The organism is Rhizobium leguminosarum (assembly GCF_019798305.1).
Classification (GTDB): Bacteria; Pseudomonadota; Alphaproteobacteria; order Rhizobiales; family Rhizobiaceae; genus Rhizobium; species Rhizobium leguminosarum_U.
Window position 1 is genome coordinate 66,865 of record NZ_JAAXDD010000012.1, and the last position, 24,302, is coordinate 91,166.

Consider the following 24,302-nt stretch of genomic DNA (forward strand, 5'->3'; position numbering starts at 1 on the left):
ACCAGATCCTCAGCGATGCAGCCACATGCGAAGAGCCGACAGAAGCTGCTCGGTATTGACCGGCTTCGCCAGATAGTCGGATGCGCCCGCTTCCAGGCATTTCTCGCGGTCGCCCTTCATCGCCTTGGCCGTCAGCGCCACGATCGGCAACCGCCGGAACCGGGGCTCCGAACGGATGACCTGCATCGTCTCGTAGCCGTCCATTCCAGGCATCATGATGTCCATCAGCACGATCGCGACAGAAGGTTCGTTGTTGATGACGTCGATGGCTTCGCTGCCGGTCGTCGCGGTCAGCACTTTCATCCCCCGGCGTTCGAGAACACTGCTCAGCGCGAAAATGTTGCGGGCGTCATCGTCGACGAGCAGCACGGTCTCACCGACCAGATCCTCGTCCGAGCTGTGCAGCTCTTGCAGCGTCGCCTGTTTTGCGGCCGGCAGGTCGGCGACCACCCGGTGCAGGAACAGAGCCGTCTCATCCAGGAGACGTTCGGGCGACTCCACCCCTTTGACCACAACGCTGCGCGCCATGCTGTGCAGCGCCGCGTCTTCCTCGGCGGAAAGCTCCCGGCCGGTGAACACGACCACCGGCACCTCGCCGATCTCGGCGTCGTCGCGTATCTGCTCCAGCACGTCAAAGCCGGACATGTCGGGAAGAGAAAGGTCGAGCACCACGCAGTCGGCGGCATTCTGCCGAAGGGCGGCGAGAGCCTCCGATCCGGAGCCGACGCTGGTGATATCGATGTCGTCATGTCCGAGAAGGGCGGTGACACTCAGACGCTCGGCTTCGTTGTCTTCCACGAGCAGCAGATGCTTGCGGCGCGGCTGCGCATAGGCCTTCAATCGCGACAGTGCTTTTCCCAGGCCCTCCGGCGTCGTCGGCTTGCTCATGAAGGCGAAGGCGCCGCGGGTCAGCCCGTGCTGACGATCCTCGTCGAGGCTGATGATCTGGACCGGAATATGCCGCGTCTGCGGATTCTGCTTGAGCTGGCTCAGCACCGTCCAGCCGAGCATGTCGGGCAGAAAGATGTCGAGCGAGATCGCCGCCGGCCTGTAGTCCTGGGCGAGTGCGAGCGCATCGCTGCCGCGCATCGCCACCAGAACCTTGAATCCATTGTCTCGGGCAAGATCCACCAGGACGCGGGCGTAATGCGCATCGTCCTCGACGACGAGCAGCACCGAGTCGCCGGCCGCTATCTGATGGCGATCGTCTTCAACATGTTCGGTCGGCTTTTCGGCGCGGCGGTTTGCTGCCGCCTCGGCGAATTCCACGACATTTGCCGGCGGAACGGCCTTCGGCGCAACCGCGCCGGCGCCAACATAGGTGAGCGGCAGGTAGAGAACGAAGGTGCTGCCGACACCGGGGGTGCTGCGCAACTGGATCTCGCCACCGAGCAGGTTTGCCAGTTCGCGGCTGATCGCCAGGCCAAGGCCGGTGCCGCCATATTTGCGGCTTGTCGAGGCATCCGCCTGCTGGAACGCCTCGAAAATGATGCGCTGTTTTTCAGGTGGTATGCCGATGCCGGTATCGACGACTTCGAAGGCGATGACCGAAGGCGCGTGTTTGAGCGAGGGATGGTCGGACGACCAGCCGCTCGTTGCCGATGCGACGCGAAGCGTCACACCGCCCTGTGCGGTGAATTTGAAGGCGTTCGACAGCAGGTTCTTGAGGATCTGCTGCAGGCGCTTCGAATCCGTGATGATGCTCTTCGTGATATCGGCGCTGACCTCGACTGCGAACGACAGGTTGCGATTTTCGGCTTCATGCCGGAACGGCCGGGCCATGACTTCGAGCAGGTTGCTGACGGAGATCTCCTTGGCATCGACCGAGACCGTTCCGGACTCGATCTTCGACAGGTCGAGGATGTCGCTGATGAGGTTCAGCAGATCGGTGCCCGCGCCATGGATGGTCTTTGCGAACTCGACCTGTTTGCCCGAGAGATTGCCATCCGGGTTTTCTCCCAGCTGCTGGCCGAGAATAAGAATCGAATTCAAAGGCGTGCGCAGCTCGTGCGACATGTTGGCGAGGAATTCGGATTTGTACTTCGATGTCAGCGCCAGCTCGGTTGCCTTTTCTTCCAGCGCGCGCCGGGCCTGCTCGATCTCCTGGTTCTTCGCCTCGACTTCGACGTTGCGCTCCTCCAGCTGCTGCGCCTTCTGCCCCAGCTGCTCGTTGGTCTGCTGCAGCTCGCGCTGCTGCGTCTGAAGCTCGGCGGCGAGCTGCTGGGACTGTTTGAGCAGGCCTTCGGTCTGCATGGTCGCTTCGATCGAGTTGAGGACGATGCCGATCGATGTCGTCAACTGGTCGAGAAAGGACAGCTGCAATTCGGTGAATTCGCCTACGGAGGCAAGCTCGATCACCGCCTTCACCTGCCCCTCGAAATGCACCGGCAGCACGATGGCGCTTCTCGGCAGGGTCGTGAACACGCCGGAGCTTATCGGAACAACGTTGTCGGGAAGGTCGGTGACCAGGATACGGCGGGCGTCGCTGGCGCACTGCCCGACAAGGCCCTGGCCGAATTCGAGCCGGGCCGGATGCGCCGCCTCGCCGCCTTTCGCGTAGACGGACAGCAACGACAAGACCGGCTGCCGCTCGTCGGCATCCACCTGGTAGATGACCCCCTGATGGGCGCCGACCAGAGGCGCCAGCTCCGACAGCAGCATCTTCCCCACCAGCGTCAGGTCGCGCTGTCCCTGCAGCATGTTGGTAAAGCGCGCGAGGTTGGTCTTCAGCCAATCCTGCTCGGTGTTGCGCTCGGTGGTGAGCCTCAGGTTGTCGATCATCGTGTTGATGTTGTCCTTGAGCTCGGCCACTTCGCCGCGCGCATCGACCTTGATCGAGCGCGTCAGGTCACCCTTGGTGACGGCGGTCGCCACCTCCGCGATGGCGCGCACCTGCGTCGTCAGATTGGCGGCAAGCAGGTTGACGTTGCCGGTCAAATCTTTCCAGGTTCCCGCGGTGCCTGGAACATTCGCCTGGCCGCCGAGGCGGCCTTCCACGCCCACTTCACGCGCAACCGTGGTCACCTGATCGGCGAAGGTCGCGAGCGTGTTGGTCATGTTGTTGATGGTTTCGGCCAGCGCCGCCACCTCGCCCTTGGAGGCGACGGTGAGATTTTGCTTGAGGTCGCCGTTGGCCACCGCCGTCACCACTTTGACGATGCCGCGGACCTGCTCGGTCAGGTTAGCGGCCATGACGTTGACCGTGTCGGTCAGGTCCTTCCAGGTGCCGGCGACACCCGGCACCTGCGCCTGGCCGCCAAGCTTGCCTTCGGTGCCGACTTCGCGGGCAACGCGCGTCACTTCGCCGGCGAAGGCGTTGAGCTGGTCCACCATCGTGTTGATGGTGTTCTTCAGTTCGAGGATTTCCCCCTTCACGTCGACCGTGATCTTGCGCGACAGGTCGCCGCGCGCGACGGCCGTCGTCACTTCGGCGATGTTTCGAACCTGGGTCGTCAGATTGGCGGCGAGCAGGTTGACGTTGTCGGTCAGGTCCTTCCAGGTGCCGGCGACACCGGGAACGACGGCCTGGCCGCCGAGCCTGCCGTCGGTGCCGACTTCGCGGGCGACACGCGTCACTTCGCCGGCAAAGGAGCGAAGCTGATCGACCATGGTATTCAAAGTATCCTTCAAGAGCAGGATTTCGCCACGCACGTCGACCGTGATCTTGCGCGACAGGTCGCCGTTAGCGATGGCGGTGGCCACCTCGGCGATGTTGCGCACCTGCGCCGTCAGGTTCCCGGCCATGGAGTTGACGCTGTCGGTCAGGTCCTTCCAGGTGCCGGCAACACCGGAGACCTGCGCCTGGCCGCCGAGCTTGCCTTCGGTGCCGACTTCGCGGGCAACGCGCGTCACTTCGCCGGCGAAGGCGTTCAACTGGTCCACCATCGTGTTGATGGTGTTCTTCAGTTCGAGGATTTCCCCCTTCACGTCGACAGTGATCTTGCGCGACAGGTCGCCGCGCGCCACGGCCGTCGTCACTTCGGCAATATTGCGGACCTGGCCGGTGAGGTTGGAGGCCATGGAGTTGACGTTTTCGGTGAGGTCCTTCCAGGTGCCGGCAACCCCCGGCACCTGCGCCTGGCCGCCGAGCTTGCCCTCGGTACCGACCTCGCGGGCGACGCGCGTGACTTCGGAAGCGAAGCGGTTCAGCTGATCGACCATGGTGTTCAGCGTTTCCTTGAGCTCGAGGATTTCGCCCGAGACCGACACCGTGATTTTCTTCGATAGATCGCCATTGGCGATCGCGGTCGAAACTTCGGCGATGTTGCGCACCTGCGCCGTCAGATTGCCCGCCATGGAATTGACGCTGTCGGTCAAATCCTTCCAGGTGCCGGCGACGCCGAGCACGTTTGCCTGACCGCCGAGCCGCCCTTCGGTGCCGACCTCGCGCGCCACACGCGTCACCTCGCCGGCAAAGCCGTTGAGCTGGTCGACCATCGTGTTGATCGTTTCCTTCAGTTCGAGGATTTCGCCCGACACCGTGACGGTGATCTTCTTGGAAAGGTCTCCCTGGGCGACGGCGGTCGCGACTTCGGCGATATTGCGCACTTGCCCGGTCAGGTTGGAGGCCATGGAATTGACGCTGTCGGTCAGGTCCTTCCAGGTGCCGGCGACGCCGCGCACATTGGCCTGGCCGCCGAGCCGCCCTTCCGTGCCCACTTCGCGGGCGACGCGCGTCACTTCGGAGGCGAAGGCGTTCAACTGGTCCACCATCGTATTGATGGTTTCCTTCAGTTCGAGAATCTCGCCCTTCACGTCGACGGTGATTTTCTTCGACAGGTCGCCATTGGCGATGGCGGTCGAGACATCCGCGATATTGCGGACCTGCGCCGTTAGGTTGCCGGCCATCGAGTTGACATTCTCGGTCAGATCCTTCCAGGTGCCGGCGACACCGCGCACATTGGCCTGGCCGCCGAGCCGTCCTTCGGTGCCGACTTCACGGGCAACGCGGGTCACTTCCGACGCGAAGGCATTGAGCTGATCGACCATCGTGTTGATCGTTTCCTTCAGCTCGAGGATTTCTCCCGACACCGTCACGGTGATCTTCTTCGACAGGTCGCCATTGGCGATTGCGGTCGAGACCTCGGCGATGTTGCGCACCTGCGCGGTGAGGTTCGAGGCCATGGAATTGACGTTGTCAGTGAGGTCCTTCCAGGTGCCGGCGACACCCGGGACCTGCGCCTGGCCGCCGAGCCGCCCTTCGGTGCCCACTTCACGCGCCACGCGCGTCACCTCGCCGGCAAAGCCGTTCAGCTGGTCGACCATCGTGTTGATGGTTTCCTTGAGCTCCAGGATTTCACCCGAAACATCGACGGTGATCTTGCGCGACAGGTCGCCGCGTGCCACGGCCGTCGTCACCTGGGCGATATTGCGGACCTGGGCCGTGAGGTTGCCGCACATGGCGTTGACGGAATCGGTCAGGTCCTTCCAGGTGCCGGCGACGCCAGGCACCAGCGCCTGCCCGCCGAGCTTGCCTTCGGTGCCGACCTCGCGGGCGACGCGCGTCACTTCCGAGGCGAAGGACCTGAGCTGGTCGACCATGGTGTTGATCGCTTCCTTGAGCTGCAGGATTTCGCCGCGCACGTCGACGGTGATCTTCTTGGAAAGATCGCCATTCGCAACGGCAATCGTGACGTCGGCGATATTGCGCACCTGCGCCGTCAGGTTCGAGGCCATCGAGTTCACGCTTTCGGTGAGGTCCTTCCAGACGCCGGTCACCTCAGGCACCTGCGCCTGACCGCCGAGTTTTCCGTCCGTGCCGACCTCGCGCGCGACGCGCGTCACTTCCGATGTGAAGACGCTCAGCTGCTTGATCATCGTATTGACGATATCGGCCGAGCGCAGGAACTCACCTTTGAGCGCCCGCCCGTCAACGTCGAGCGGCACGGTCTGCAAGAGATCTCCCTTGGCGACCGCCGTGATCGTCCGCGTCACTGCCGTTGTCGGCCACAGGAGATCGTCGATCAGACCGTTGATCGATCCTTCCATTTCGGACCAGGAGCCGTCCGACAGGCCGAAGCGCACGCGCGTGCTCGTTCGCCCGTCCCGGCCGACCACCTGCCCGACGTGCTCGAGCTGCTGGGCCATGCGCTGATTGGCGGCAATGATGTCGTTGAGGGCATCGGCGACCTTGCCGGCGAGGCCTGTCAGGTCGGACCGCATCCGTACGGAAAAGTCGCCGCGCCTGACCGCGACAAGGACTTCCAGAAGTGCGCTGGCGTCGTCGAACGCCATTGTTTTGTGGTCATGCCCATTGAGGCTGTCTACCGCAACGCTGTCGCGCGCGAATTCGCTGGTTTGGTTGCTCACGAAAATCCCCCTCTTCGACGATCGGTAATTTAGCGCTCAACTCGGAAAATGGTATGGGATCCTGCATATATCCTAACACAATTCACCGCCTAAAATGAGCCGGATAGTTGCAGATATCGGAAATGCTCGCTTGAAAACACCTCGGTTGGATTTGCGGTTTTTCGTGCGCGGGGGAACACTTGCCTGCCGGCTATCGTTTCAGTCCTGACAATGGAGAGCGACATGTCGAACGTCTCGAGGACAGGCAAGGAAGAGATCAACAACGCGACTAGCCCGACCACCTTCGGAAAGTCGGTCGAGAGCCAGGCGCAAATTAAGGATGCGGCTGCGCAAGCGTCGCCCGACGCTGGCGGCGAGATGCTCAACATCTACCGGTTGGAGCCGATCGCCGCACCCGACGATCCGCGATGGGACAATTCCCCCGGACATGGCACCGTCGTCGTCGCCGCCAGAACGCCCGGTGACGCCAGGATCGTCGCAGCGGCGGGCGAACTCGACTTCATGGAAGTGGATGCGGCTCCCGCCGAGGATGTGACGACGGTCCATGCCAGCGCCTTTCGGGACGACAAGCTCTACACCGTCATCGAGATTGATCGGAACAGGCGAGATGTCACGCGCGGGATCGTCGACGGTGTGGTCACCATCGACACGATCCGACCGGTTCAAACGGACTGACGTAGCAATATCCCCGGCGCGATCGGCGAGGCGCCGGAGCGTCACCATCGCAGATCCTCTCGTTTCCTCGGAGTTCTCATGAATACGGCCAACCTCCAGCTCAAGGGCCTGATCATGGCCATGGCGTCGATATGTGATGCGATCGTCGAGAAGGAACTGCTTACCAGCGGGGAACTCAATGCCGCGCTCTCGAAAGCCACGAAAGCAATCGAGGAGGACGACGACCATGAACTGTCGGATGCCAACCGCGCGGCGATCCTGTTCCCCATCCGTGTGCTGCAGCTCGCCGAGGAGGCAGGCAGGAAAGGCGAACGGTTGACGTTTTCGGACTATGCCAAGCTCGTGGCAAAGCTGACCTGAACATGTCCGATGGCTTTACCCTGATGCTGTCAACTTTGGAGCGGGTTCGCTTGGGTCCGTCACGGAGGATCGGGGCCGGCCGTTCTTCCTGATGGCCATCCAGGACCCATATGACCTGAGGCAAGGCGATGGACTTCCCTGCCACCGGATCGCACTGTCGTCTCCATAGGTTGACTTCATACCATCAACAACCATATAAATACCTTGTCAACCAAGGAGCCGCCCAATGGCCCGCCACGCATCCGGTCCCGTCACAGTGCAGGAAGAGCCGAATTCCATCAGGACCGCGTTTCTGCGACGTGCGACATCGGCGCTGGAGCGCATTTCGGCAAATGTGCCGGCAAAGGACCTCGCCGATGCGCTTTCAGCCCCGACCGACGCCGGTTCGTTGGCGCAGCTTCTCAGCCGCTCGGATATGGTGGGCGCGGCGATAAACGATCTCGATCCGCTGGTTCCGGCGCTGGCCCGCAACGTAGAGCATCGGCAAAATCTCGTCGAACGGGCCGGCGGGACGATGTCGGCCGAGGACACCGGACGGATGCTTGGCATCAGCAGACAGGCCGTCGACAAGAGGCGGCGAGCCGGCACGCTGCTTGCCGTGCGCGAGGGCAGCGACTGGCGCTATCCGCTCTGCCAGCTGGATCAAGGTGAGGTGGTCGCGGGGATTTCCGACATCGTGCGTGGTTTTGCCGCCGCTGGTCCCTGGATCGCATTGGATTTTCTGCTTGCTGCCGATACGGCTCTCGGTGGTCGGACAGCTCTGCAGGCGCTGCGCGACGGCGATCGCGAAGCAGTCCGGCGTCTGATCCGGATTGAAACCTCCGACGGCTTTGCCTGATGCCGGCCAATGCTGGCAGAGGGCCGTCGGGAGCCGCACTGCCCCCGCCCCCTTGGCTCGCCCATTCGTCATTGCCGATCGACCTCATTCCGGCCGGGCAGGTTCTCCATAGGGTCCATCGGACGCATCTCGATCCCATCTTCTTTGGACCCGGCCCCCGGATTGCCGCGACCAATCGTTTCGACAGCGCCAGCGGACGTTTGGGAATTCTCTACGTCGGGATCAGCCGCAGGGGAGCGCTTGCCGAAACGATCCTGCGCAATCCCCAGCGGTTGATGGTGTCGATGACCGAAATCACCACCCGCGCCATTAGTGAACTCAGCTGTATCAGACCGCTGAGGATCGCGCGCATGCACGGCACCGGCCTGCAGGCCCTCGGCACCGATAATGCCGTCTCCACCGGCCCTTACGAACCATGCGGGCTTTGGGCCGACGCGCTTTGGGACCATGCCGACAGGCCGGACGGTCTCGCCTACCAGTCGCGCCACGATTCGAGCGAGATCTGCCTTGCCCTTTTCGAACGTGACGACATGGCGTTCAACAGAAAGGGCACGCTTCCGCTCTCCGGTATCCTCAAGGAGATTGCCGCGATCCTCGAAGTCTACGGCAAGTCGCTGTCACCGGTCAGCCCTGTTTAAACGGCGAACGCGGCTGCAGTTCAATGGGCGATGGCAGGTTGTCTCCGCAGCAATGCGCTGTCAATTTTGCGATAAGTTGATTTATTTTGTCTTGTTTTATGCCTGTTTCTGAGGCTATACGGCGGCGGCATATATTCACGCACCGGGAATTTCTTCGTGACCAGCCTCAAATCGCTTCTGGCCGCCTGCGGCCTCTCAACCATGATCGGCCTTGCCGCAAATCCGTCTTTGGCCGGTTCGACGACCTACCCGCTGACCCTGGAAAACTGCGGCGCGCAGGTGACGTTCCAGAAGGCGCCCGAACGGGCGATCGGCCTCGGCCAGAACAGTGCTGAAATCCTGCTACTGCTCGGCCTTCAGGACAAGATGGCCGGCACGGCCTTCTGGCCGAGCAAGGTTCTGCCACAGCTCGCGGAAGCCAACGCCAAGGTCAAGCTCCTGACCGTCGAGATGCCGACCTTCGAATCGATCCTCGCCGAAAATCCTGATTTCGTCGCAGTGGCCCTGCCGAGTCTGGTCGGGCCGAACAGCAAGGTCGCCAAGCGCGAGGATTTCGACAAGGTGGCCGTTGCAACCTATCTCTCGCCCAGCACCTGCCTCAGCACCAAGGACGTCAAGGACCAGTATGGCAGCCGCGGCGAGCTGTGGAACATGGATCTTCTCTATAAGGAGATCGACGAACTCTCGCAGATCTTCGACGTCGCCGATCGTGGTCAGGCGCTGATCGCCGACTTCGAGGCGCGCGAAGCCAAGCTTCGCTCCAGCGTTTCGAAGGACGGCAAGAACATTTCCTACGTCTTCTGGTTCTCCAGCCCCAGCCCGTCGGCCGACGCCTATCTCGGCGGCAAGAACAGCGCGTCCGGCTTCATCGCCGACTTGCTCGGCGGACACAACGCGATATCAGCGGAAGCGGAATGGCCGACGCTCGGCTGGGAAGGCATCATCGCCTCCAATCCCGACGTCATTGTCGTCGCCAGTCTCGACCGTAACCGCTGGGAGCTCGACAAGCCGGAGGCCAAGATCAATTTCCTGAACACCGATCCGGCCGTCAGCCAGATCCCTGCCGTCAAGAACGAGGCGATCGTGATCATGGACGGCCAGGCCATGAACCCGACCGTCCGCACGGTCTACGGCGCCGAGCAGGTGGCCGGCCAGCTGAAGGCTCTCGGTCTTTTGAAGTGACGGACGCGGGCCGCATCTTCCGGCAGCTGGGAGCCGTCCTCGCACTGCTCGTCGCCTCTTTCTGCCTCATCGCTATCGCCATTGGCATCAGCGTCGGGATCGGCGACCTGCCGATCCCGCTTGCAACCACGTTTTCGGCCGTCACCAACCGGCTGGGATGGACCGCGGTCGAACTGAACCGCATCCATGAGACCGTCATCTGGGATTATCGTCTCAGCCGGGCGCTCGTCGCCGCGTTCTGCGGCGCGGGCCTCGCGCTGTCGGGCGCGATCATGCAATCGCTGCTGCGCAATCCGCTCGCCGAACCTTATGTTCTTGGCATCTCCGCCGGCGCCTCCTCCGGCGCCGTCGCGATCGTCATCTTAGGGATCGGCGCCGGCGCGGTCTCGCTTTCCGCCGGTGCCTTTGCCGGTGCCTTCGCAGCCTTCTTCTTCGTCGCCCTGCTGTCGAACGGCACGCGCGGCGGTGCGGATCGCACCATCCTTGCCGGTGTCGCCGCTTCGCAGCTTTTCAACGCCACGACGTCCTATATCGTCACCACCTCGGCCAATGCGCAGCAGGCGCGCGATGTCATGTTCTGGCTGCTCGGCAGCTTCGGCGGCGTGCGCTGGCCGGAATTCGCGCTGGTGTCGATCATTGTCGGTATCGGCCTCGTCGGCTGCCTATTTTATGCCCGTGTGCTCGACGCCTTCGCTTTCGGCGACGAGGCAGCATCCTCGCTCGGCGTCAATGTCGGCCGCGCGCGGATGGTGCTCTTCGCGCTGACGGCAATGATGACGGCGACGATCGTCAGCATGGTGGGGTCTATCGGCTTCGTCGGCCTCGTTGTGCCGCATGTCGCCCGCTTTGTCGTCGGGCCGCTGCATGTCCGCCTGCTTCCGGCCTGTGCCATAACGGGGGCGATCTTCATGGTGCTCGCCGACATCGCCGCACGCGCCCTCATTCCGAACCAGATCCTGCCGATCGGCGTCGTCACGGCGCTGGTGGGCGTCCCCTTTTTCTCGATCATCCTCTACCGGTTCCAGCGCGCATCATGAGCATCAAGGCCGACAACCTCATCTGGAAAATTGGCAGGAAGACCATTCTCGATGGCGTTTCCATGGAGGCGCAGCCCGGCCGGATGCTTGGCCTGCTCGGGCCGAACGGCTCGGGCAAGACCTCGTTGCTGCGGCTTCTGGCCGGCCTGAAGCGGCCGCATTCCGGCCGCGTCACGCTCGATCGGAGCGACATCGGTACGATCAGCCGCCGCTCGATCGCCCGGCGGATCGCCTTCGTCGAGCAGCACGCCACCACAAATGCCAATCTCAGCGTCGTCGACGTCGTCAAGCTCGGCCGGTTCCCGCACCGGTCGATGTTTTCAGGCTGGACAAGGGCCGACGAAGAGGCGGTCGAAGAAGCGCTGGCGCGCGCCGGCATGGCGGAGAAACGTGGCGATCGCTGGCAAAGCCTGTCGGGCGGTGAAAAGCAGCGCACCCATATCGCAAGGGCGCTCGCCCAGTCGCCCCAGGAGCTGATCCTCGACGAGCCGACAAACCATCTCGATATCCAGCACCAGATCGGCCTGATGCGGCTCGTCTCCAGCCTGCCGATCACCAGCATCGTCGCCCTGCATGATCTTAACCATGCCGCCATGTTCTGCGACCAGCTGGTCATCCTGCAGCAGGGCAGAATCGTCGCCTCCGGCGCACCGCAGGACGTATTGAGCGAAGACCTACTGCGCGACGTCTTCTCCGTCGAAGCCCGCATCGAAGCCTCACCCTATCACGCGCGTCCGCATATCCATTATCTCAGGTGAGAGCCGCTCTCACTTCACGATCTGCAACGGCAAAGCGGTTGTCTTTTTCAGTGTCTTGAGGACGATGCTTGACTTCACCGATGCCAGATTGTCGGTGACCCGGATCATTCTTTCGAGAAACTGGCTGAGATGTTCGAGGTCGCGCGTCATGACCTTCATCAGAAAGTCGGCGTCACCGGTCTGCGAATAGCATTCCAGGATCTCCGGCGCGGTCTCGATGAAACGATGAAGCTGCTCGTTTCCACCTTCCGTATGCGCTCTGAGGCTGACGAGCGTATGAGCGACGACAGTGAAACCCAGTTTCACGGGATTGAGGATGGCAACGACACTCTGGATATATTGCTCGTTACGCAGCCTTTCCAAACGGCGTGCGCACTGGGTCGCGGAGAGATTGACCTTCAAAGAGAGTTCGCTCTGCGTCAGCTCGCTGTTTTGCTGGAGAGCGGCGAGCAATTTGATATCGAACGGGTCAAGCATGGCCACCCTCCTCGGACGGTGAATTTCTGCACATTATAGCCATATCGCGCTGATTGTCTGCATAGATGCGCCATTACAGGGAGATAATCGCAGAAATTCGTCGCGAAAGTTCAGCTAGTCTGCGAGCCAGAATTACGGAAACGAGGTGGACTTGTGTTTGACGAACTGAACAGTCGGCCAGCCGACAGCCTGCTTGCTCTCATCAAGGCCTTCCAGGCCGACGATCGCCCTGGGAAAATCGACCTGGGGGTTGGGGTTTATCGTGACTCCATGGGACGCACGCCGGTGATGCGTGCCGTAAAGACAGCGGAGCAGTTTCTCCTGGAGACCCAGGACAGCAAGAAATATCTTGGCCCGGAAGGTGACCTGCAATTCGTGCGCCTCCTGCAGCCCATCATCTTCGGAAAATCGCCGACGTTTGCTCAACGCCTTGTCGGCATTCAGACACCCGGTGGAAGCGGCGCCCTGCGTCTCGGTGCTGAGCTCATCCAAGCGGCAAATCCGTCGGCAAAGGTTCTGCTCGGGACGCCAAGCTGGCCAAATCATTCGCCGATCTTCAGCTCGGCACGCTTGCCGGTAAAGGAGTACGCTTTCGTTGACCTGATGTCGCAGCAGGTGAAATTCGAAAGCGTGGTCGCCGCCTTGTCTTCCGCTCGGGAAGGCGACGTCGTGCTGCTTCACGGTTGCTGCCACAACCCGACCGGCATCGATTTCACCATGGAACAGTGGCGGCAGATTACCGAAATTCTCGTTGCGCATCGGCTGGTGCCGTTCATCGATCTCGCCTATCAGGGCCTCGGCGACGGCCTCGAACAGGACGCCGCGCCAACGCGCATGATCCTCGAGGCGGTCGATGAGGCGCTGATCGCCTATTCCTGCGATAAGAATTTCGGTCTTTATCGCGAGCGTGTCGGTGCGCTCTATGTCATGGCCCGCAATGGGGATGCCCTCAGGAAGGCCGAAAGTAACATGGCGGCACTTGCTCGAGTCAACTGGTCCATGCCGCCCGATCATGGAGCCGCAGTCGTCAGGACCATTCTCGAAAGCGAAGAGATGTCGGCCATGTGGCGCGCTGAGCTCGAAGAGATGTGCCTGCGCGTCAACGGCAATCGGGCAGCGCTGGCCGACGCCGCTCTCGATCTGGCCTTCATCCGCCGGCAACGCGGCCTGTTTTCCAACCTTTCCATGTCCAAAGAAACGGCTGCGGCCCTCCGGGCCAGGCACGGCATCTACATGGCGGATTCCGGGCGTATGAACCTCGCGGGCATGCAACCGTCAGACGCCAACGCCATCGTCGCGGCGCTCAGAGCCGAAGGCTGCCTGAAATCGTCGACGGTCGCCTGACCGAATTCACGCCATTGGAGCCTCCGGATGAGCAGGAAAGAAACGACCGGTCAAGCGATGACCCGTTCACTCGTCGCCCATGGGATCGACACCGTATTCGGCATCCCCGGCGCCCACATGTATGATTTTAACGATGCCCTCTACGGTGCCGGTGACAAAATTCGGTTCATTCACACCAGACACGAGCAGGGCGCCGGTTACATGGCCTATGGCTATGCCAAGTCCACCGGCCAGATCGGCGCCTATACCGTCGTTCCGGGCCCAGGCGTCCTCAATTCCGGCGCGGCGCTCTGCACCGCTTACGGCGCCAATGCGCCAGTGCTGTGCATCACCGGCAACATCATGTCCCACCTGATCGGTCAAGGCAGAGGACAATTGCACGAACTGCCGGATCAGCTCGCGACCATGCGCGGGATTACGAAAACGGCGGCGCGGATCAATCACCAGTCCGAAACCGGTCCTGTCACGGCCGAGGTCGTCGCCAAAATGCTCTCCGGCCGCCAGGGCCCAGGAGCGGTCGAAGCGCCATGGGACGTGTTCGGGCAATTCGGCCCAGAAACCGATCTGCCGGTCGGCACGAGAGCACCTCATCCGGCCGTCAACCCTGATCAGGTCGCTGCCGCGGGGGCACTGATATCGGGTGCCAGCAACCCGATGATCATGGTTGGTGGCGGCGCGGTGGATGCTGGAGCGGAAATCGCTGCTCTTGCGGAATTGCTGCAGTCGCCCGTCACGTCCCATCGCTCCGGCAAGGGCATCGTCGCCGACGACCACCCCAACTACCTGAATTTCGTCGCGGCCTATGAATATTGGCGGAAGACGGACGTCCTGATCGGGATCGGCAGCCGGCTGGAATTGCAATTCATGCGATGGAAGTGGCTTCCCAAGGATCTCAAGGTGATCCGCATCGATATCGATCCAACCGAGATGATCCGTCTCAAGCCTGATGTCGGCATCGTCTCGGATGCCAAGGCCGGAACACAGGCCCTCGTTGATGCGCTTGCCGGGCTGGGCCGTGAAGATCGCACGCGCGAATTTGCCGAACGCAACGAAGAGGCCAAGTCTCGCTTCTCGGCAGTGCAGCCCCAGCTCGCCTATCTCGATGCCATTCGCCAAGCCCTGCCAAGAGACGGCTTCTTCGTCGAGGAAATCTGCCAGGTGGGCTTTACCGCCCGATTTGCATTCCCGGTCTATGCCCCTCGTCAGTACGTCACATGCGGTTATCAGGACAATCTGGGTTTCGGCTTCAACACCGCCTTGGGCGTGAAAGTCGCCAATCCCGACAAGGCGGTGATTTCTGTTTCCGGCGATGGCGGCTTCATGTTCGGGGTTCAGGAACTTGCTACCGCCGTCCAGCATGAGATCAATGTCATCGCCATCGTCTTCAACAATTCGGCCTATGGCAACGTACTGCGTGACCAGAAGCAGGCGTATAAAGGCCGTTATCTTGGCTCGGAACTCACCAATCCGGACTTTGTCGCGCTTGGCGAGAGCTTCGGCATTCGAGCATTCAAGGTGACGAGCCCTGGCGAATTGAAAGGCGCGATCGAGAAAGCCCTATCTCTCGACGAACCTGTTCTCATCGAGGTTCCCATCGAGAAGGGATCCGAGGCGAGCCCTTGGCCTTTCATTCATCCGGCTCCGCACACCGAATGAAAAGGCTCTAAAGCCTTATGGCGACGGCCCTTGCAGAAAGATCGTCGACAGCGCCGGCAGCGTCAGCGACAGGGAGGCGGGCCTGCCGTGGGCGGGCGCGGGCTCAGTCGACACGGCGCCGTTGACCAGGCCCGAGCCGCCATATTCCCGCGCATCCGTCGTCATCCGCTCGATCCACACGCCGTCTCTCGGCACACCGATCCTGTAGCCGTAACGCGGCACCGGCGTGAAATTCGACATGACCAGGATCGACGAAGCGCGATCGGGTGCATAACGGAGCATGCCGAGCACAGAATTGACGGCGTCGTCGGCTGCTGCCCATTCGAAGCCCTCCGGATGAAAGTCGCCGAACTGCAATGCCGGCTCGTCCGCGTAAAGGCCGTTCAGATCCTTCACCAGCCGCTGAATCCCCACATGCTGAGGCCGGTCCAGCACATCCCAGGTCACCGACCCGTCATGATTCCACTCGCCCGGCTGGGCGACTTCGCTGCCCATGAACAAGAGCTTCTTGCCGGGATGGCCCCACATGAAGGCGAGATAGCTGCGCAGATTGGCGAATTTCTGCCATTCGTCGCCCGGCATCTTCGTCAGCAGCGAACCCTTTCCGTAGACGACCTCGTCATGTGAAATCGGCAGAATGAAGCGCTCGGAATAGGCATAGAGCATGCCGAAGGTCATCGTGCCGTGGTGATAGCTCCGGTACACCGGATCCTTCTCGATGTAGCTCAGGCTGTCATGCATCCAGCCCATGTTCCATTTGATGTCGAACCCCAGCCCCCCCTGCTCCGGTGGCTTCGTCACCCCGGGCCAGGCCGTCGATTCTTCGGCGATCGTCATCGCGTGCGGGCAGCGCTCGTGAATGATGCTGTTCAGGTGCTTGAAGAATTCGACCGCTTCCAGATTCTCGCGACCGCCATATTGGTTGGGAATCCATTCGCCCTCGTTGCGGCTGTAGTCGCGGTAGAGCATCGAGGCAACTGCGTCGACCCGCAAACCGTCGATATGGTAGCGCTCCAGCCATTCCAGCGCGCTGGCGATCAGGAACCCTTTCACCTCGTTGCGGCCGAGATTGTAGATCAGCGTGTTCCAGTCGCGGTGAAAACCTTCGCGCGGATCTTCATGCTCGTAGAGCGCGCTGCCGTCGAAGCGGGCAAGCCCCCAGACGTCGGTGGGAAAATGGGCTGGCACCCAGTCGAGGATGACGCCGAGCCCGGCGCCATGGCAGCGGTCGACAAAATAGGCGAAATCCTCAGGCGTCCCATATCGGCCGGTCGGAGCGAACAGGCCGAGCGGCTGATAGCCCCAGGATCCGCCGAACGGATGCTCCATGATCGGCAGCAGCTCGATATGGGTAAATCCCATATCGCTGGCATAGGGAACGAGCCGCTGGCTGAGTTCGACCCAGTCGAGCGACCTGTTGCCGTCCTTTTGATCGCGAAGCCAGGAGCCGGCGTGCACCTCATAGACGGAGAATGCGCCCTCCAGCCTGTCTTGCCGGGACCGGCCCTTCATCCAACCGTCATCAGTCCATCGGAACGGCGTCGACGATGCGACGATGGAGGCGGTGGATGGGGCGGCCTCGCTCGCCCTCGCCACCGGATCGGCCTTCTGCGGCAGGCAGGTCCCGTGCGCATCGATGATCTCGAACTTGTATCTTTCGCCGGCGGCGAGGCGTGGAATGAACAGCTCCCAGACACCAGCCGACGGTCTCAACCGCATCGGGTTTCGTCGTCCGTCCCAGGCGTTGAAGTCGCCGACGACGGAGACGCGGCGCGCATTCGGTGCCCACACGGCGAAACGAACGCCAGCGACGCCGTCGACCGACATCACCACCGCGCCGAGGGTCCGGCTCAGGCTATAGTGAGTGCCCTCCGATATCAGATGGAGGTCGAGCTCTCCGAGCAGCAGACCGAAACTGTAGGGGTCCTCGGTGATCTGGACAGCATCCGGCCATGTGATCCGCAGCCGGTATCCCGTCCTCGAGGCGGCCGCCGCGGCAAACAGGCCGGACGGGTGGGCGACGCTGAACGGCGTCACCACACGACCGCTCGTCGCCTCGATGAGATCGACCGCTTCCGCGCCCGGCAAGTACACCCGCACGATCATCATGCCGCCGCTTTCGTGGGGACCGAGGATCGAAAAGGGATCGCCGTGGCGCCCCTCGATCAAGGCCCAGAGTGCGTCCTGTCCAATGCCAGAGAGAAGTTCGGACCGTTCAACGTTCATGCCGTGACCCCCGCCAGACGCGATACGATTTCGGCAAAGCCGGATAGCGGGATCGGAAGCCATTTCGGCCTGTTGCGGGCTTCATAGGCGATCTCGTAGGCTGCCTTTTCGAGAAGAAAGGCATCGAGTACCCTCCGTCTTTGTTCCGGTGGCATGTCAAGCTCCTTCGATACGGCGACCGCCTGCGAATAGGCATCGAGAAAGGCCTCCTCGGCATGGCGCCCGAAGCGGGCGATCGCCTCGCGCCGGACTTCGTTCTCATGTTCGATGACCGCGTCGTTATCGAGCTGGGCGGTGGCCACGAGGTAGCTCAGCGATCTCAAAAGCCCGGCGACATCGCGGAGCGGATTCGTCTTGGCGCGGCGCTCGGTCAGGTTTTTCGCAGGCTCGCCCTCGAAGTCGATGATGACCGCATCGCCTTCGCTGACGAGGATCTGGCCAAGATGGAAATCGCCATGCGTGCGCGTGATCAGCGTATGGCGAACGCTCTCCGCCAGCGTCGCGGCGAGCTCGACGAGTTCGGAGCGGCGCTCGAGAAGCGGTGCTGCAAGCAGGTCGATCGCGGGATCGGCATTCTCCGCGCGTTCGTCAAGCTTCGACAGGGCATAGGCGACCTCGCCGGCAACAGCCTTCTTCATCGCTTCGACCTCACTGTTGCCTGACACCACCGGACTGAAGGCCTCGTCGCTGGTTTCCCCGGAAAGCACCACATGCAGTTCGCCGAGTCTGAGGCCGACCATCGCGACGAAGCTGATCAGCGGCTGGAAGACGTCGTCGCCCGGTTGCACGGCAGGGTCATTCAGCACGAGTTCGTCTGCCCCGCGTCGGAGATTGTTCAACATCCAGTTCCAGGCGTCGCCCTGGTTGCGGATCGCGCCCTGGACGATGATCAAGGTCGAACGGCGTCCGCCGGAATCGGTATGCGCGACCTCGCCGAGCAACGGGGCAGTGTGTTCATAGCCGGCGCGGGTGAGAAAGCGCGTCATCTCGACCTCCGGGTGAATTCCCGGAAAGATGTGCCTGATCAGTTTGATCATCGCGACGTCGCCGACAATCAGCGAGCTGTTGGACTGCTCGGCCGAAAGCCAATGGACCGCAAGATCGTCGGTGACGGCGAGGCGGTCGAGCCGCTCCGTGCCGAGAAATTCGAGAGTGCCGGTACGGCCGGTGATGCGCGAGCGGTCGGCAAGCCCGCGCAGGATGCCGCGTGCCATCGCCTCCAAGGCAAATCCGTCCGTCAGGAAGCCGACGCGCCGGCCCTGGCGAACCCGTGCGAGCGCCAGTTGCTGGGTCAGCGCGGATGGCTGCGCATCGTCCCAGGCGACTGCCAGCGGCAGCTGGTAGGATTCGCTGTAGTTCGGCAGCACGGCTTCCAACTCGCCGAGAACGATACCGTCGGCAAAGGGGATGGGCGTTGCGGAGATCAGGCGTGCTGCCTGAAGCGCCTGATCCTTTGCCCCGAACCAGCGCCGCTTCGCGAGGTAGGCAGGCAGGATTTCGGTGCTGAGGACGCGCGCATGCGCGGGTTCATCGACAAGATCGAGCAGGCCGCGGCGGATGACCATGGTCACCAGATCGGGAAGCTGTTCGGGGGGTGCCGTGCGCCATGCCGGCGGATCGGCATCGGCCGCCAGCTGGAACCAGAAGAAGCCATAAGGCGGCAATGTCAGGAGATAGGTCAGCTGGCCGATCGGTGGGAAGGGCGACATGCCGGTCAATTCGATCGGCACGCGGCCCTCGAAACTCGACAGGTCGAGTTCGACGGCCTGGGGCAGCCGCGAGAGGTTTGCGACACACATTAAGGTCTCGCCGTCATATTCCCGGAGATAAGCGAGAATCTTGCGATTCTCCGGCGAGAGGAACCGCAGCGAACCGCGCCCGAAGGCCGGATGCCTGCCGCGCAGCGCCAGCATCTTGCGCGTCCAGTTGAGCAGCGAATGGGCATCCGTGCTCTGCGCCTCGACGTTGACCGCCTCGAAACCATAAAGCGGGTCGGCAATCAGCGGCAGGACGAGGCGCGCCGGGTCGGTCCGGGAGAAACCGCCATTGCGGTCCGGAGACCATTGCATCGGCGTCCTCACCCCATCCCGGTCACCGAGATAGATATTGTCGCCCATGCCGATCTCGTCGCCGTAATAGATCACCGGCGTTCCCGGCATCGAGAGAAGAAGCGCGTTCATCAGCTCGATCCGCCGGCGGTCGCGCTCCATCAGCGGCGCTAGGCGCCGCCTGATGCCGAGATTGATGCGAGCACGTTTGTCGGACGCGTAGGTCTCCCAGAGATAGTCCCGCTCGGCGTCGGTCACCATTTCGAGCGTCAGCTCGTCGTGATTGCGAAGGAAGATCGCCCATTGGCAGTTGTCGGGAATCTCCGGCGTCTGGCGCAGGATATCGGTGATCGGAAACCGGTCCTCCTTGGCGATTGCCATATACATGCGCGGCATCAGCGGGAAGTGGAAGGCCATGTGGCATTCATCGCCCTCTCCGAAATATTCGCGCGTGTCCTCCGGCCACTGATTGGCCTCGGCAAGCAGCATCACGCCGGGATGGGTGGCATCGAGCGCGGCGCGTATGCGTTTGAGGATGGCGTGGGTTTCCGGCAGGTTTTCGTTGATCGTCGCCTCGCGCTCGACGAGGTAGGGGATCGCGTCGAGACGAAAACCGTCGATGCCGGTTTCCAGCCAGAAGCGCATCACCCTCAGCAATTCCTCCATGACAAGCGGGCTGTCGAAATTGAGGTCGGGTTGATGGGAATAGAAGCGGTGCCAGTAATAGGCGCCGGCGACCGCGTCCCATGTCCAGTTGGACTTTTCCGTATCGATGAAAATGATGCGCGTTTCCGGAAATTTTTGATCGGTATCCGACCAGACGTAGAAGTCGCGCTCCGGCGATCCTGCCGGCGCCTGGCGGGCGCGCTGGAACCAGGGATGCTGATCGGAGGTGTGGTTGATGACGAGCTCGATGATGACGCGGATATTGCGCTGGTGGGCAGCGTCGACGAAATCCCGGAAGTCCTCTACCGTTCCGTAATCGGAGCTGACACTGCCATAGTCGGCGATGTCGTAGCCGTCGTCGCGGCGCGGAGAGGGAAAGAAGGGCAAAAGCCAGATAGCATTGACGCCAAGGGCTGCGATGTGATCGAGCTTTTGGTGCAGGCCGGCGAAATCGCCGACCCCGTCACCATTGGCGTCGTAGAACGACTTGATGTGCAGCTGGTAGATGATCGCGTCTTTGTACCAGAGCGGCTGGTTCATACCATCAGGATTCAACGTGTCCATTCATGCCTCCGCTGCGCGCACGCGCCAGATCGCAAAGGGCAGGATCTGAGGGTTGAAGCTCGCTCTCTGCCATTTGCCATTCCATCTGAACCGATGCCCAGCGACCAGATCTTCGGCGTCGAGCGCTCCACCGTCTCCGAGCGACCACTTCCAGAGCGGCAGCTCGACGTCGCTTTCCTGAAAGTTGTGTGGATCGAGACTGATGGCGATCAACAGGACATTGTCGCGGGCGCGGCTCGCCTTCTCGAAGAACAGGATGTTATCGTTCCAGGCGTTCAGCAGTGTCAGCCCGAGATGGGAATGCAGGGCAAGATTTTCGTTCCGGATGCGGTTGAGCATCCTGATCTCGGCGATGATATTGCCCGGGCGGTCGTAGTCCCAGGCGCGTATCTCATACTTCTCGCTGTCGGCATATTCCTTGCGCTTGGCATCGGGACGCCCCTCGCAAAGTTCGAAACCGTTGTAGACGCCCCAAAGCCCGGACAGCGTGGCGGCCAAAGCCGCCCGAATCAGGAAGGCGGAACGCGGCGCGTTCTGGAGGAAATCCGGATTGATATCGTGGGTATTGACGAAGAAATGCGGGCGGAAGAAATCTTTCGGCGCCGTCTCCGTCAGCTCCCGCATATACTGCTCGAGCTCCCACTTGGCATTGCGCCAGGTGAAGTAGGTGTAGGACTGGGAGAAGCCGATCTTTGCCAGCCGGTACATGACCTTTGGCTTGGTGAAAGCTTCCGAAAGGAAGACAACCTCAGGGTGACGCGCCCTAATATCGCCGATAAGCCACTCCCAGAACGGAAAGGGCTTGGTGTGCGGATTGTCGACGCGAAACAGCTTGACGCCCTGGTCCACCCAAAGCTGGACAGTATCCCTGAGCTCCACCCATAGTGAAGGCAGCGCATCTTTTGTGTAAAAATCGACGTTGACGATGTCCTCGTATTTCTTCGGCGGGTTTTCGGCATATTTGATCGTGCCGTCCGGACGCCAGTCGAACCAGCCGGGATGCTCCTTCAGCCAGGGATGATCCGGCGACGCCTGGATCGCCAGGTCGAGAGCAATCTCCAAGCCGTACCGGCCCGCCTCCTCCACCAGCCGGCGGAAATCCTCGAACTCGCCGAGCTCGGGATGGATGGCATCATGGCCCCCCTCCTCGGAGCCGATGGCATAGGGGCTCCCGGGGTCATCTGGCCCTGCTTTCAGGCTGTTGTTGCGGCCTTTCCGGTTGGTCGAACCGATCGGATGAATCGGCGGGAAATAGAGCACGTCGAATCCCATGTCACGAATGGCGGGCAACCTCGGGATGACGTCGTCGAAGGTGCCGTGCCGCTCCGGATCGCCGCTCTGCGATCGCGGGAAGATTTGGTACCAGCTGGCAAAGGCAGCCGACTTGCGTTCCGCATCGACTGCGCTTGCCGTCGAGCGAAGCCGAAACGGCCGCTTGTCCGCCTTGTTCATCAATTCGGATGTTCGGGCATCGAGCAGGATCGCCGTGCGCTCGGCATCGGAAGCGCTTTCAAGGCGGCTGACGAGGGCCTTCAGGTCGGTACCGAGCGCGGCACCTGCATGCGCCTCAGCCGACCGAACCAGATTCAAGCCCTCCTGCAACTCTAGCTTCAGGTCCAGCCGGGCATCGTTCTTCTTCGTCAGTTCGTAGCGGAAGATTGCAAACGGGTTCTTCCATGCCTCGACGGCAAATTCGTAGCGTCCAATGCGCTCCAGCAGGAATTCGGCGCGCCAGCGGTCGTTTTCGACCAGCTGCATCTCCGTCTCGTTCCAGCCTGCCGCATCGAGCGGCCGCCAGAGCAGGACCGCGGCGATCGGATCGTGGCCGTCGCCGAATATATCGGCTTCGACAGTGATGGTGTCGCCGACCACCCGTTTGACGGGAAAGCGCCCGTCATCGACCCGCGGCAGGATATTTTCGATGGCGAGCCGCGGTGATGCTATCGCCTGCGCGACGTCGAGGATCGGCTGCGATGTGATCGGCGTCGGCGCCTTGCCTTCGACCACCAGGGTTTCCCCTGCCCGCAGCCGCAGGGCCGTGCCGTCGGCTGCGACGGGAAGAAACCCGGAGGCCGCTTCGCGCAGTGCGGTTACCGGAGCGGGCGCACTTTTTCGAAGGTCCCTGTTGAGCAGGATGAACCGCACATTCTCGGCGCTGCGAAGGTCTTCGGCCTCAGATTGCACCAGCGCTGAGACCGGTCCGTTGGCGTTGCGGATGAGCCGAAGCGATGAGGCTAGCACAGGGGGAGCCTTGTCGATCTCCGTGTTCGCAAGCCGAATTTCAGAGGAGATATCGAAGGCCAGATCATGGCGCAGCCCGCGCAAGCCCGTTCCGTTCCCATGGGTCGGATCGAGCGGCGTGGCTGCGCCATATTCGAAACCCATCGGAACCATCAGGCCGCCGCCGAGCGAGGCGGCAAGGCGCAGCGCCCTGACGGCGCGCCGTTCGAGGACTTCGCGGCTCTCGGTTCCGTGCGCGATCCGCCTGCCGAATGGCGGCTCCGGAAAAGCGATCTGCCAGCCGAGCGGCTTCTGGACCCGGTGTTCTTCGATGAACCATCTCTCGTCGAAATCCCACCAGGCCATAGATGAAAAACATCCATCGAAGCCTGTATTCTGGACCGCGCTCCTCGCCCCAAAATCAGTGCCCGGCGTCCAGGCGAGGAATTGCGCGTCCGCCTTGTCGCGCACGGCGGAAATCAGCGATTTGAAAGCCGCCGGCGCAATGCGATCAATCCCGAGCGCGCGGTAGCCGCAGAGGCCGAGACCGGCCAGCCCCCGCAGCCGTTCGGTCCATTTTTCCAACAGCCGGGATTGAGACTCCGCGTCCATTGCAGTCATCGGTTCCGCCGGGTCCAATGGCGAACGTCTCGGATCGACCGGGCGAAAGCCTGCCTTGGTATCTGGGGCCTTTCCGTCGAGAATCAGGTCCATCATCAGGGTGACGCCGCTATTGCGGGCGGCCTCCACCAGGCGACCCACCCCATCCTCGACTGCACTTCCCAGCGACAGTTGAGGATCGAGTCGATAAATATCCTGGAAGCAAAAGATGCTGCGCGCCCCGCCCCGGTCGAAGAGCGGCGCCGTCAGCACACGATCGAAACCGGTATCCGCAGCATGGTCGAAAACCTCGCGCCACGCGTCGATACCCTGAAGAAGGAGTGGATTGACATAATAGATCCGGGGTGGGGTGCTCAACACACCCTGGTTTGGAGAGAATGACATCGGCCGCCGCTCGAGTTTGGTTTGAAGGCAAACTTCTGTTGCCGGACGTTGTTCCACCGAAAGTTTCAATTCAGGTTGCGCCAGACATCGCCGGCCGCACCGGCGAGGACCGATGGAACGCGCTCGATGTGCGCGTCAAAAGCCTTGAACTGCGCAGACGGACCTTGAAGGTTCGCGACATAATTGAATAGTCTTGCGCTTTCTGGCGATGGCTTGGCTGCCGACGGAGGCCGCCCCGCCGCGCTGAAAGAGCAGGCCCCGAACGGGACTTGATGTATCGGAATGAATTTCTGCGATTG

15 protein-coding genes are annotated in these 24,302 nt (G+C 62.0%); 10 read left to right on the plus strand and 5 right to left on the minus strand.

Annotated elements, in window-relative coordinates:
• Positions 1-9 precede the first annotated feature (9 nt).
• Positions 10-6,309, minus strand: a complete 6,300-nt coding sequence (locus tag HFO99_RS21595; RefSeq protein WP_222363478.1) for a HAMP domain-containing protein — start codon at positions 6,307-6,309, stop codon at positions 10-12.
• A gap of 210 nt (positions 6,310-6,519) precedes the next feature.
• Between HFO99_RS21595 and HFO99_RS21600 the strand changes: the two genes are divergently transcribed.
• The 7 genes from HFO99_RS21600 to HFO99_RS21630 all read left to right on the plus strand — a co-directional run bounded on the left by HFO99_RS21600 (position 6,520) and on the right by HFO99_RS21630 (position 11,797).
• On the plus strand, positions 6,520-6,984 hold the full coding sequence (locus tag HFO99_RS21600) for a hypothetical protein (protein WP_222363480.1): 465 nt from the start codon (positions 6,520-6,522) through the stop codon (positions 6,982-6,984).
• Between the two features lie 78 nt (positions 6,985-7,062).
• On the plus strand, positions 7,063-7,344 hold the full coding sequence (locus HFO99_RS21605; RefSeq protein WP_017967439.1) for a hypothetical protein: 282 nt from the start codon (positions 7,063-7,065) through the stop codon (positions 7,342-7,344).
• 226 nt (positions 7,345-7,570) lie between these two features.
• Positions 7,571-8,182: a helix-turn-helix domain-containing protein gene (locus tag HFO99_RS21610; protein WP_222363482.1), complete on the plus strand. Its 612-nt coding sequence runs from the start codon at positions 7,571-7,573 to the stop codon at positions 8,180-8,182.
• Positions 8,182-8,820 carry an RES family NAD+ phosphorylase gene (locus HFO99_RS21615; protein ID WP_222363484.1) on the plus strand — a complete coding sequence of 213 codons (639 nt, stop codon included), beginning with the start codon at positions 8,182-8,184 and terminating at the stop codon, positions 8,818-8,820. Before HFO99_RS21610 ends, HFO99_RS21615 begins: the two co-directional genes overlap by 1 nt.
• 156 nt (positions 8,821-8,976) lie before the next feature.
• Complete coding sequence (locus HFO99_RS21620) at positions 8,977-10,002, plus strand: ABC transporter substrate-binding protein (RefSeq protein ID WP_222363486.1); 1,026 nt, start codon at positions 8,977-8,979, stop codon at positions 10,000-10,002.
• Positions 9,999-11,039, plus strand: a complete 1,041-nt coding sequence (locus HFO99_RS21625) for a FecCD family ABC transporter permease (protein ID WP_222363489.1) — start codon at positions 9,999-10,001, stop codon at positions 11,037-11,039. Before HFO99_RS21620 ends, HFO99_RS21625 begins: the two co-directional genes overlap by 4 nt.
• A complete protein-coding gene (locus tag HFO99_RS21630; protein WP_222363491.1) occupies positions 11,036-11,797 on the plus strand; it encodes an ABC transporter ATP-binding protein in 762 nt (253 codons plus the stop codon). The genes HFO99_RS21625 and HFO99_RS21630 overlap by 4 nt, the downstream gene beginning before the upstream one ends.
• A 9-nt stretch (positions 11,798-11,806) precedes the next feature.
• On the opposite strand, the gene HFO99_RS21635 is transcribed toward HFO99_RS21630, so the two are convergent.
• Positions 11,807-12,274, minus strand: coding sequence for an Lrp/AsnC family transcriptional regulator (locus HFO99_RS21635; RefSeq protein WP_164576768.1), 468 nt, complete (start codon positions 12,272-12,274; stop codon positions 11,807-11,809).
• Positions 12,275-12,427: 153 nt separating this feature from the next.
• Between HFO99_RS21635 and HFO99_RS21640 the strand changes: the two genes are divergently transcribed.
• A complete protein-coding gene (locus tag HFO99_RS21640; RefSeq protein ID WP_222363493.1) occupies positions 12,428-13,618 on the plus strand; it encodes an amino acid aminotransferase in 1,191 nt (396 codons plus the stop codon).
• 27 nt (positions 13,619-13,645) lie between these two features.
• Positions 13,646-15,274, plus strand: coding sequence for a thiamine pyrophosphate-dependent enzyme (locus HFO99_RS21645; protein ID WP_222363495.1), 1,629 nt, complete (start codon positions 13,646-13,648; stop codon positions 15,272-15,274).
• A 15-nt stretch (positions 15,275-15,289) separates the two neighbouring features.
• On the opposite strand, the gene glgB is transcribed toward HFO99_RS21645, so the two are convergent.
• Genes glgB through HFO99_RS21660 form a run of 3 tightly spaced genes read right to left on the minus strand, consistent with a single transcriptional unit; the run spans position 15,290 to position 24,003 of the window.
• On the minus strand, positions 15,290-17,500 hold the full coding sequence (gene glgB, locus HFO99_RS21650; protein WP_222363497.1) for a 1,4-alpha-glucan branching protein GlgB: 2,211 nt from the start codon (positions 17,498-17,500) through the stop codon (positions 15,290-15,292).
• Positions 17,497-20,778, minus strand: coding sequence for a maltose alpha-D-glucosyltransferase (treS, locus tag HFO99_RS21655; RefSeq protein WP_222363499.1), 3,282 nt, complete (start codon positions 20,776-20,778; stop codon positions 17,497-17,499). Before treS ends, glgB begins: the two co-directional genes overlap by 4 nt.
• Positions 20,779-24,003: an alpha-1,4-glucan--maltose-1-phosphate maltosyltransferase gene (locus HFO99_RS21660; RefSeq protein WP_222363501.1), complete on the minus strand. Its 3,225-nt coding sequence runs from the start codon at positions 24,001-24,003 to the stop codon at positions 20,779-20,781.
• On the opposite strand from HFO99_RS21660, the gene HFO99_RS21665 reads away from it, so the two are divergent.
• On the plus strand, positions 23,997-24,194 hold the full coding sequence (locus tag HFO99_RS21665) for a hypothetical protein (RefSeq protein WP_222247671.1): 198 nt from the start codon (positions 23,997-23,999) through the stop codon (positions 24,192-24,194). The two genes, HFO99_RS21660 and HFO99_RS21665, sit on opposite strands and share 7 nt — an antisense overlap.
• The last annotated feature ends 108 nt before the right edge of the window (positions 24,195-24,302 follow it).

Coding starts and splice junctions, on each gene's coding strand:
- HFO99_RS21660 (WP_222363501.1), bottom strand. CDS start 24,003: ATGTCATTCTCTCCAAACCAGGGTGTGTTGAGCACCCCACCCCGGATC.
- treS (WP_222363499.1), bottom strand. CDS start 20,778: ATGGACACGTTGAATCCTGATGGTATGAACCAGCCGCTCTGGTACAAA.
- HFO99_RS21615 (WP_222363484.1), top strand. CDS start 8,182: ATGCCGGCCAATGCTGGCAGAGGGCCGTCGGGAGCCGCACTGCCCCCG.
- glgB (WP_222363497.1), bottom strand. CDS start 17,500: ATGAACGTTGAACGGTCCGAACTTCTCTCTGGCATTGGACAGGACGCA.
- HFO99_RS21605 (WP_017967439.1), top strand. CDS start 7,063: ATGAATACGGCCAACCTCCAGCTCAAGGGCCTGATCATGGCCATGGCG.
- HFO99_RS21645 (WP_222363495.1), top strand. CDS start 13,646: ATGAGCAGGAAAGAAACGACCGGTCAAGCGATGACCCGTTCACTCGTC.
- HFO99_RS21665 (WP_222247671.1), top strand. CDS start 23,997: ATGACATCGGCCGCCGCTCGAGTTTGGTTTGAAGGCAAACTTCTGTTG.
- HFO99_RS21630 (WP_222363491.1), top strand. CDS start 11,036: ATGAGCATCAAGGCCGACAACCTCATCTGGAAAATTGGCAGGAAGACC.
- HFO99_RS21610 (WP_222363482.1), top strand. CDS start 7,571: ATGGCCCGCCACGCATCCGGTCCCGTCACAGTGCAGGAAGAGCCGAAT.
- HFO99_RS21600 (WP_222363480.1), top strand. CDS start 6,520: ATGGAGAGCGACATGTCGAACGTCTCGAGGACAGGCAAGGAAGAGATC.
- HFO99_RS21635 (WP_164576768.1), bottom strand. CDS start 12,274: ATGCTTGACCCGTTCGATATCAAATTGCTCGCCGCTCTCCAGCAAAAC.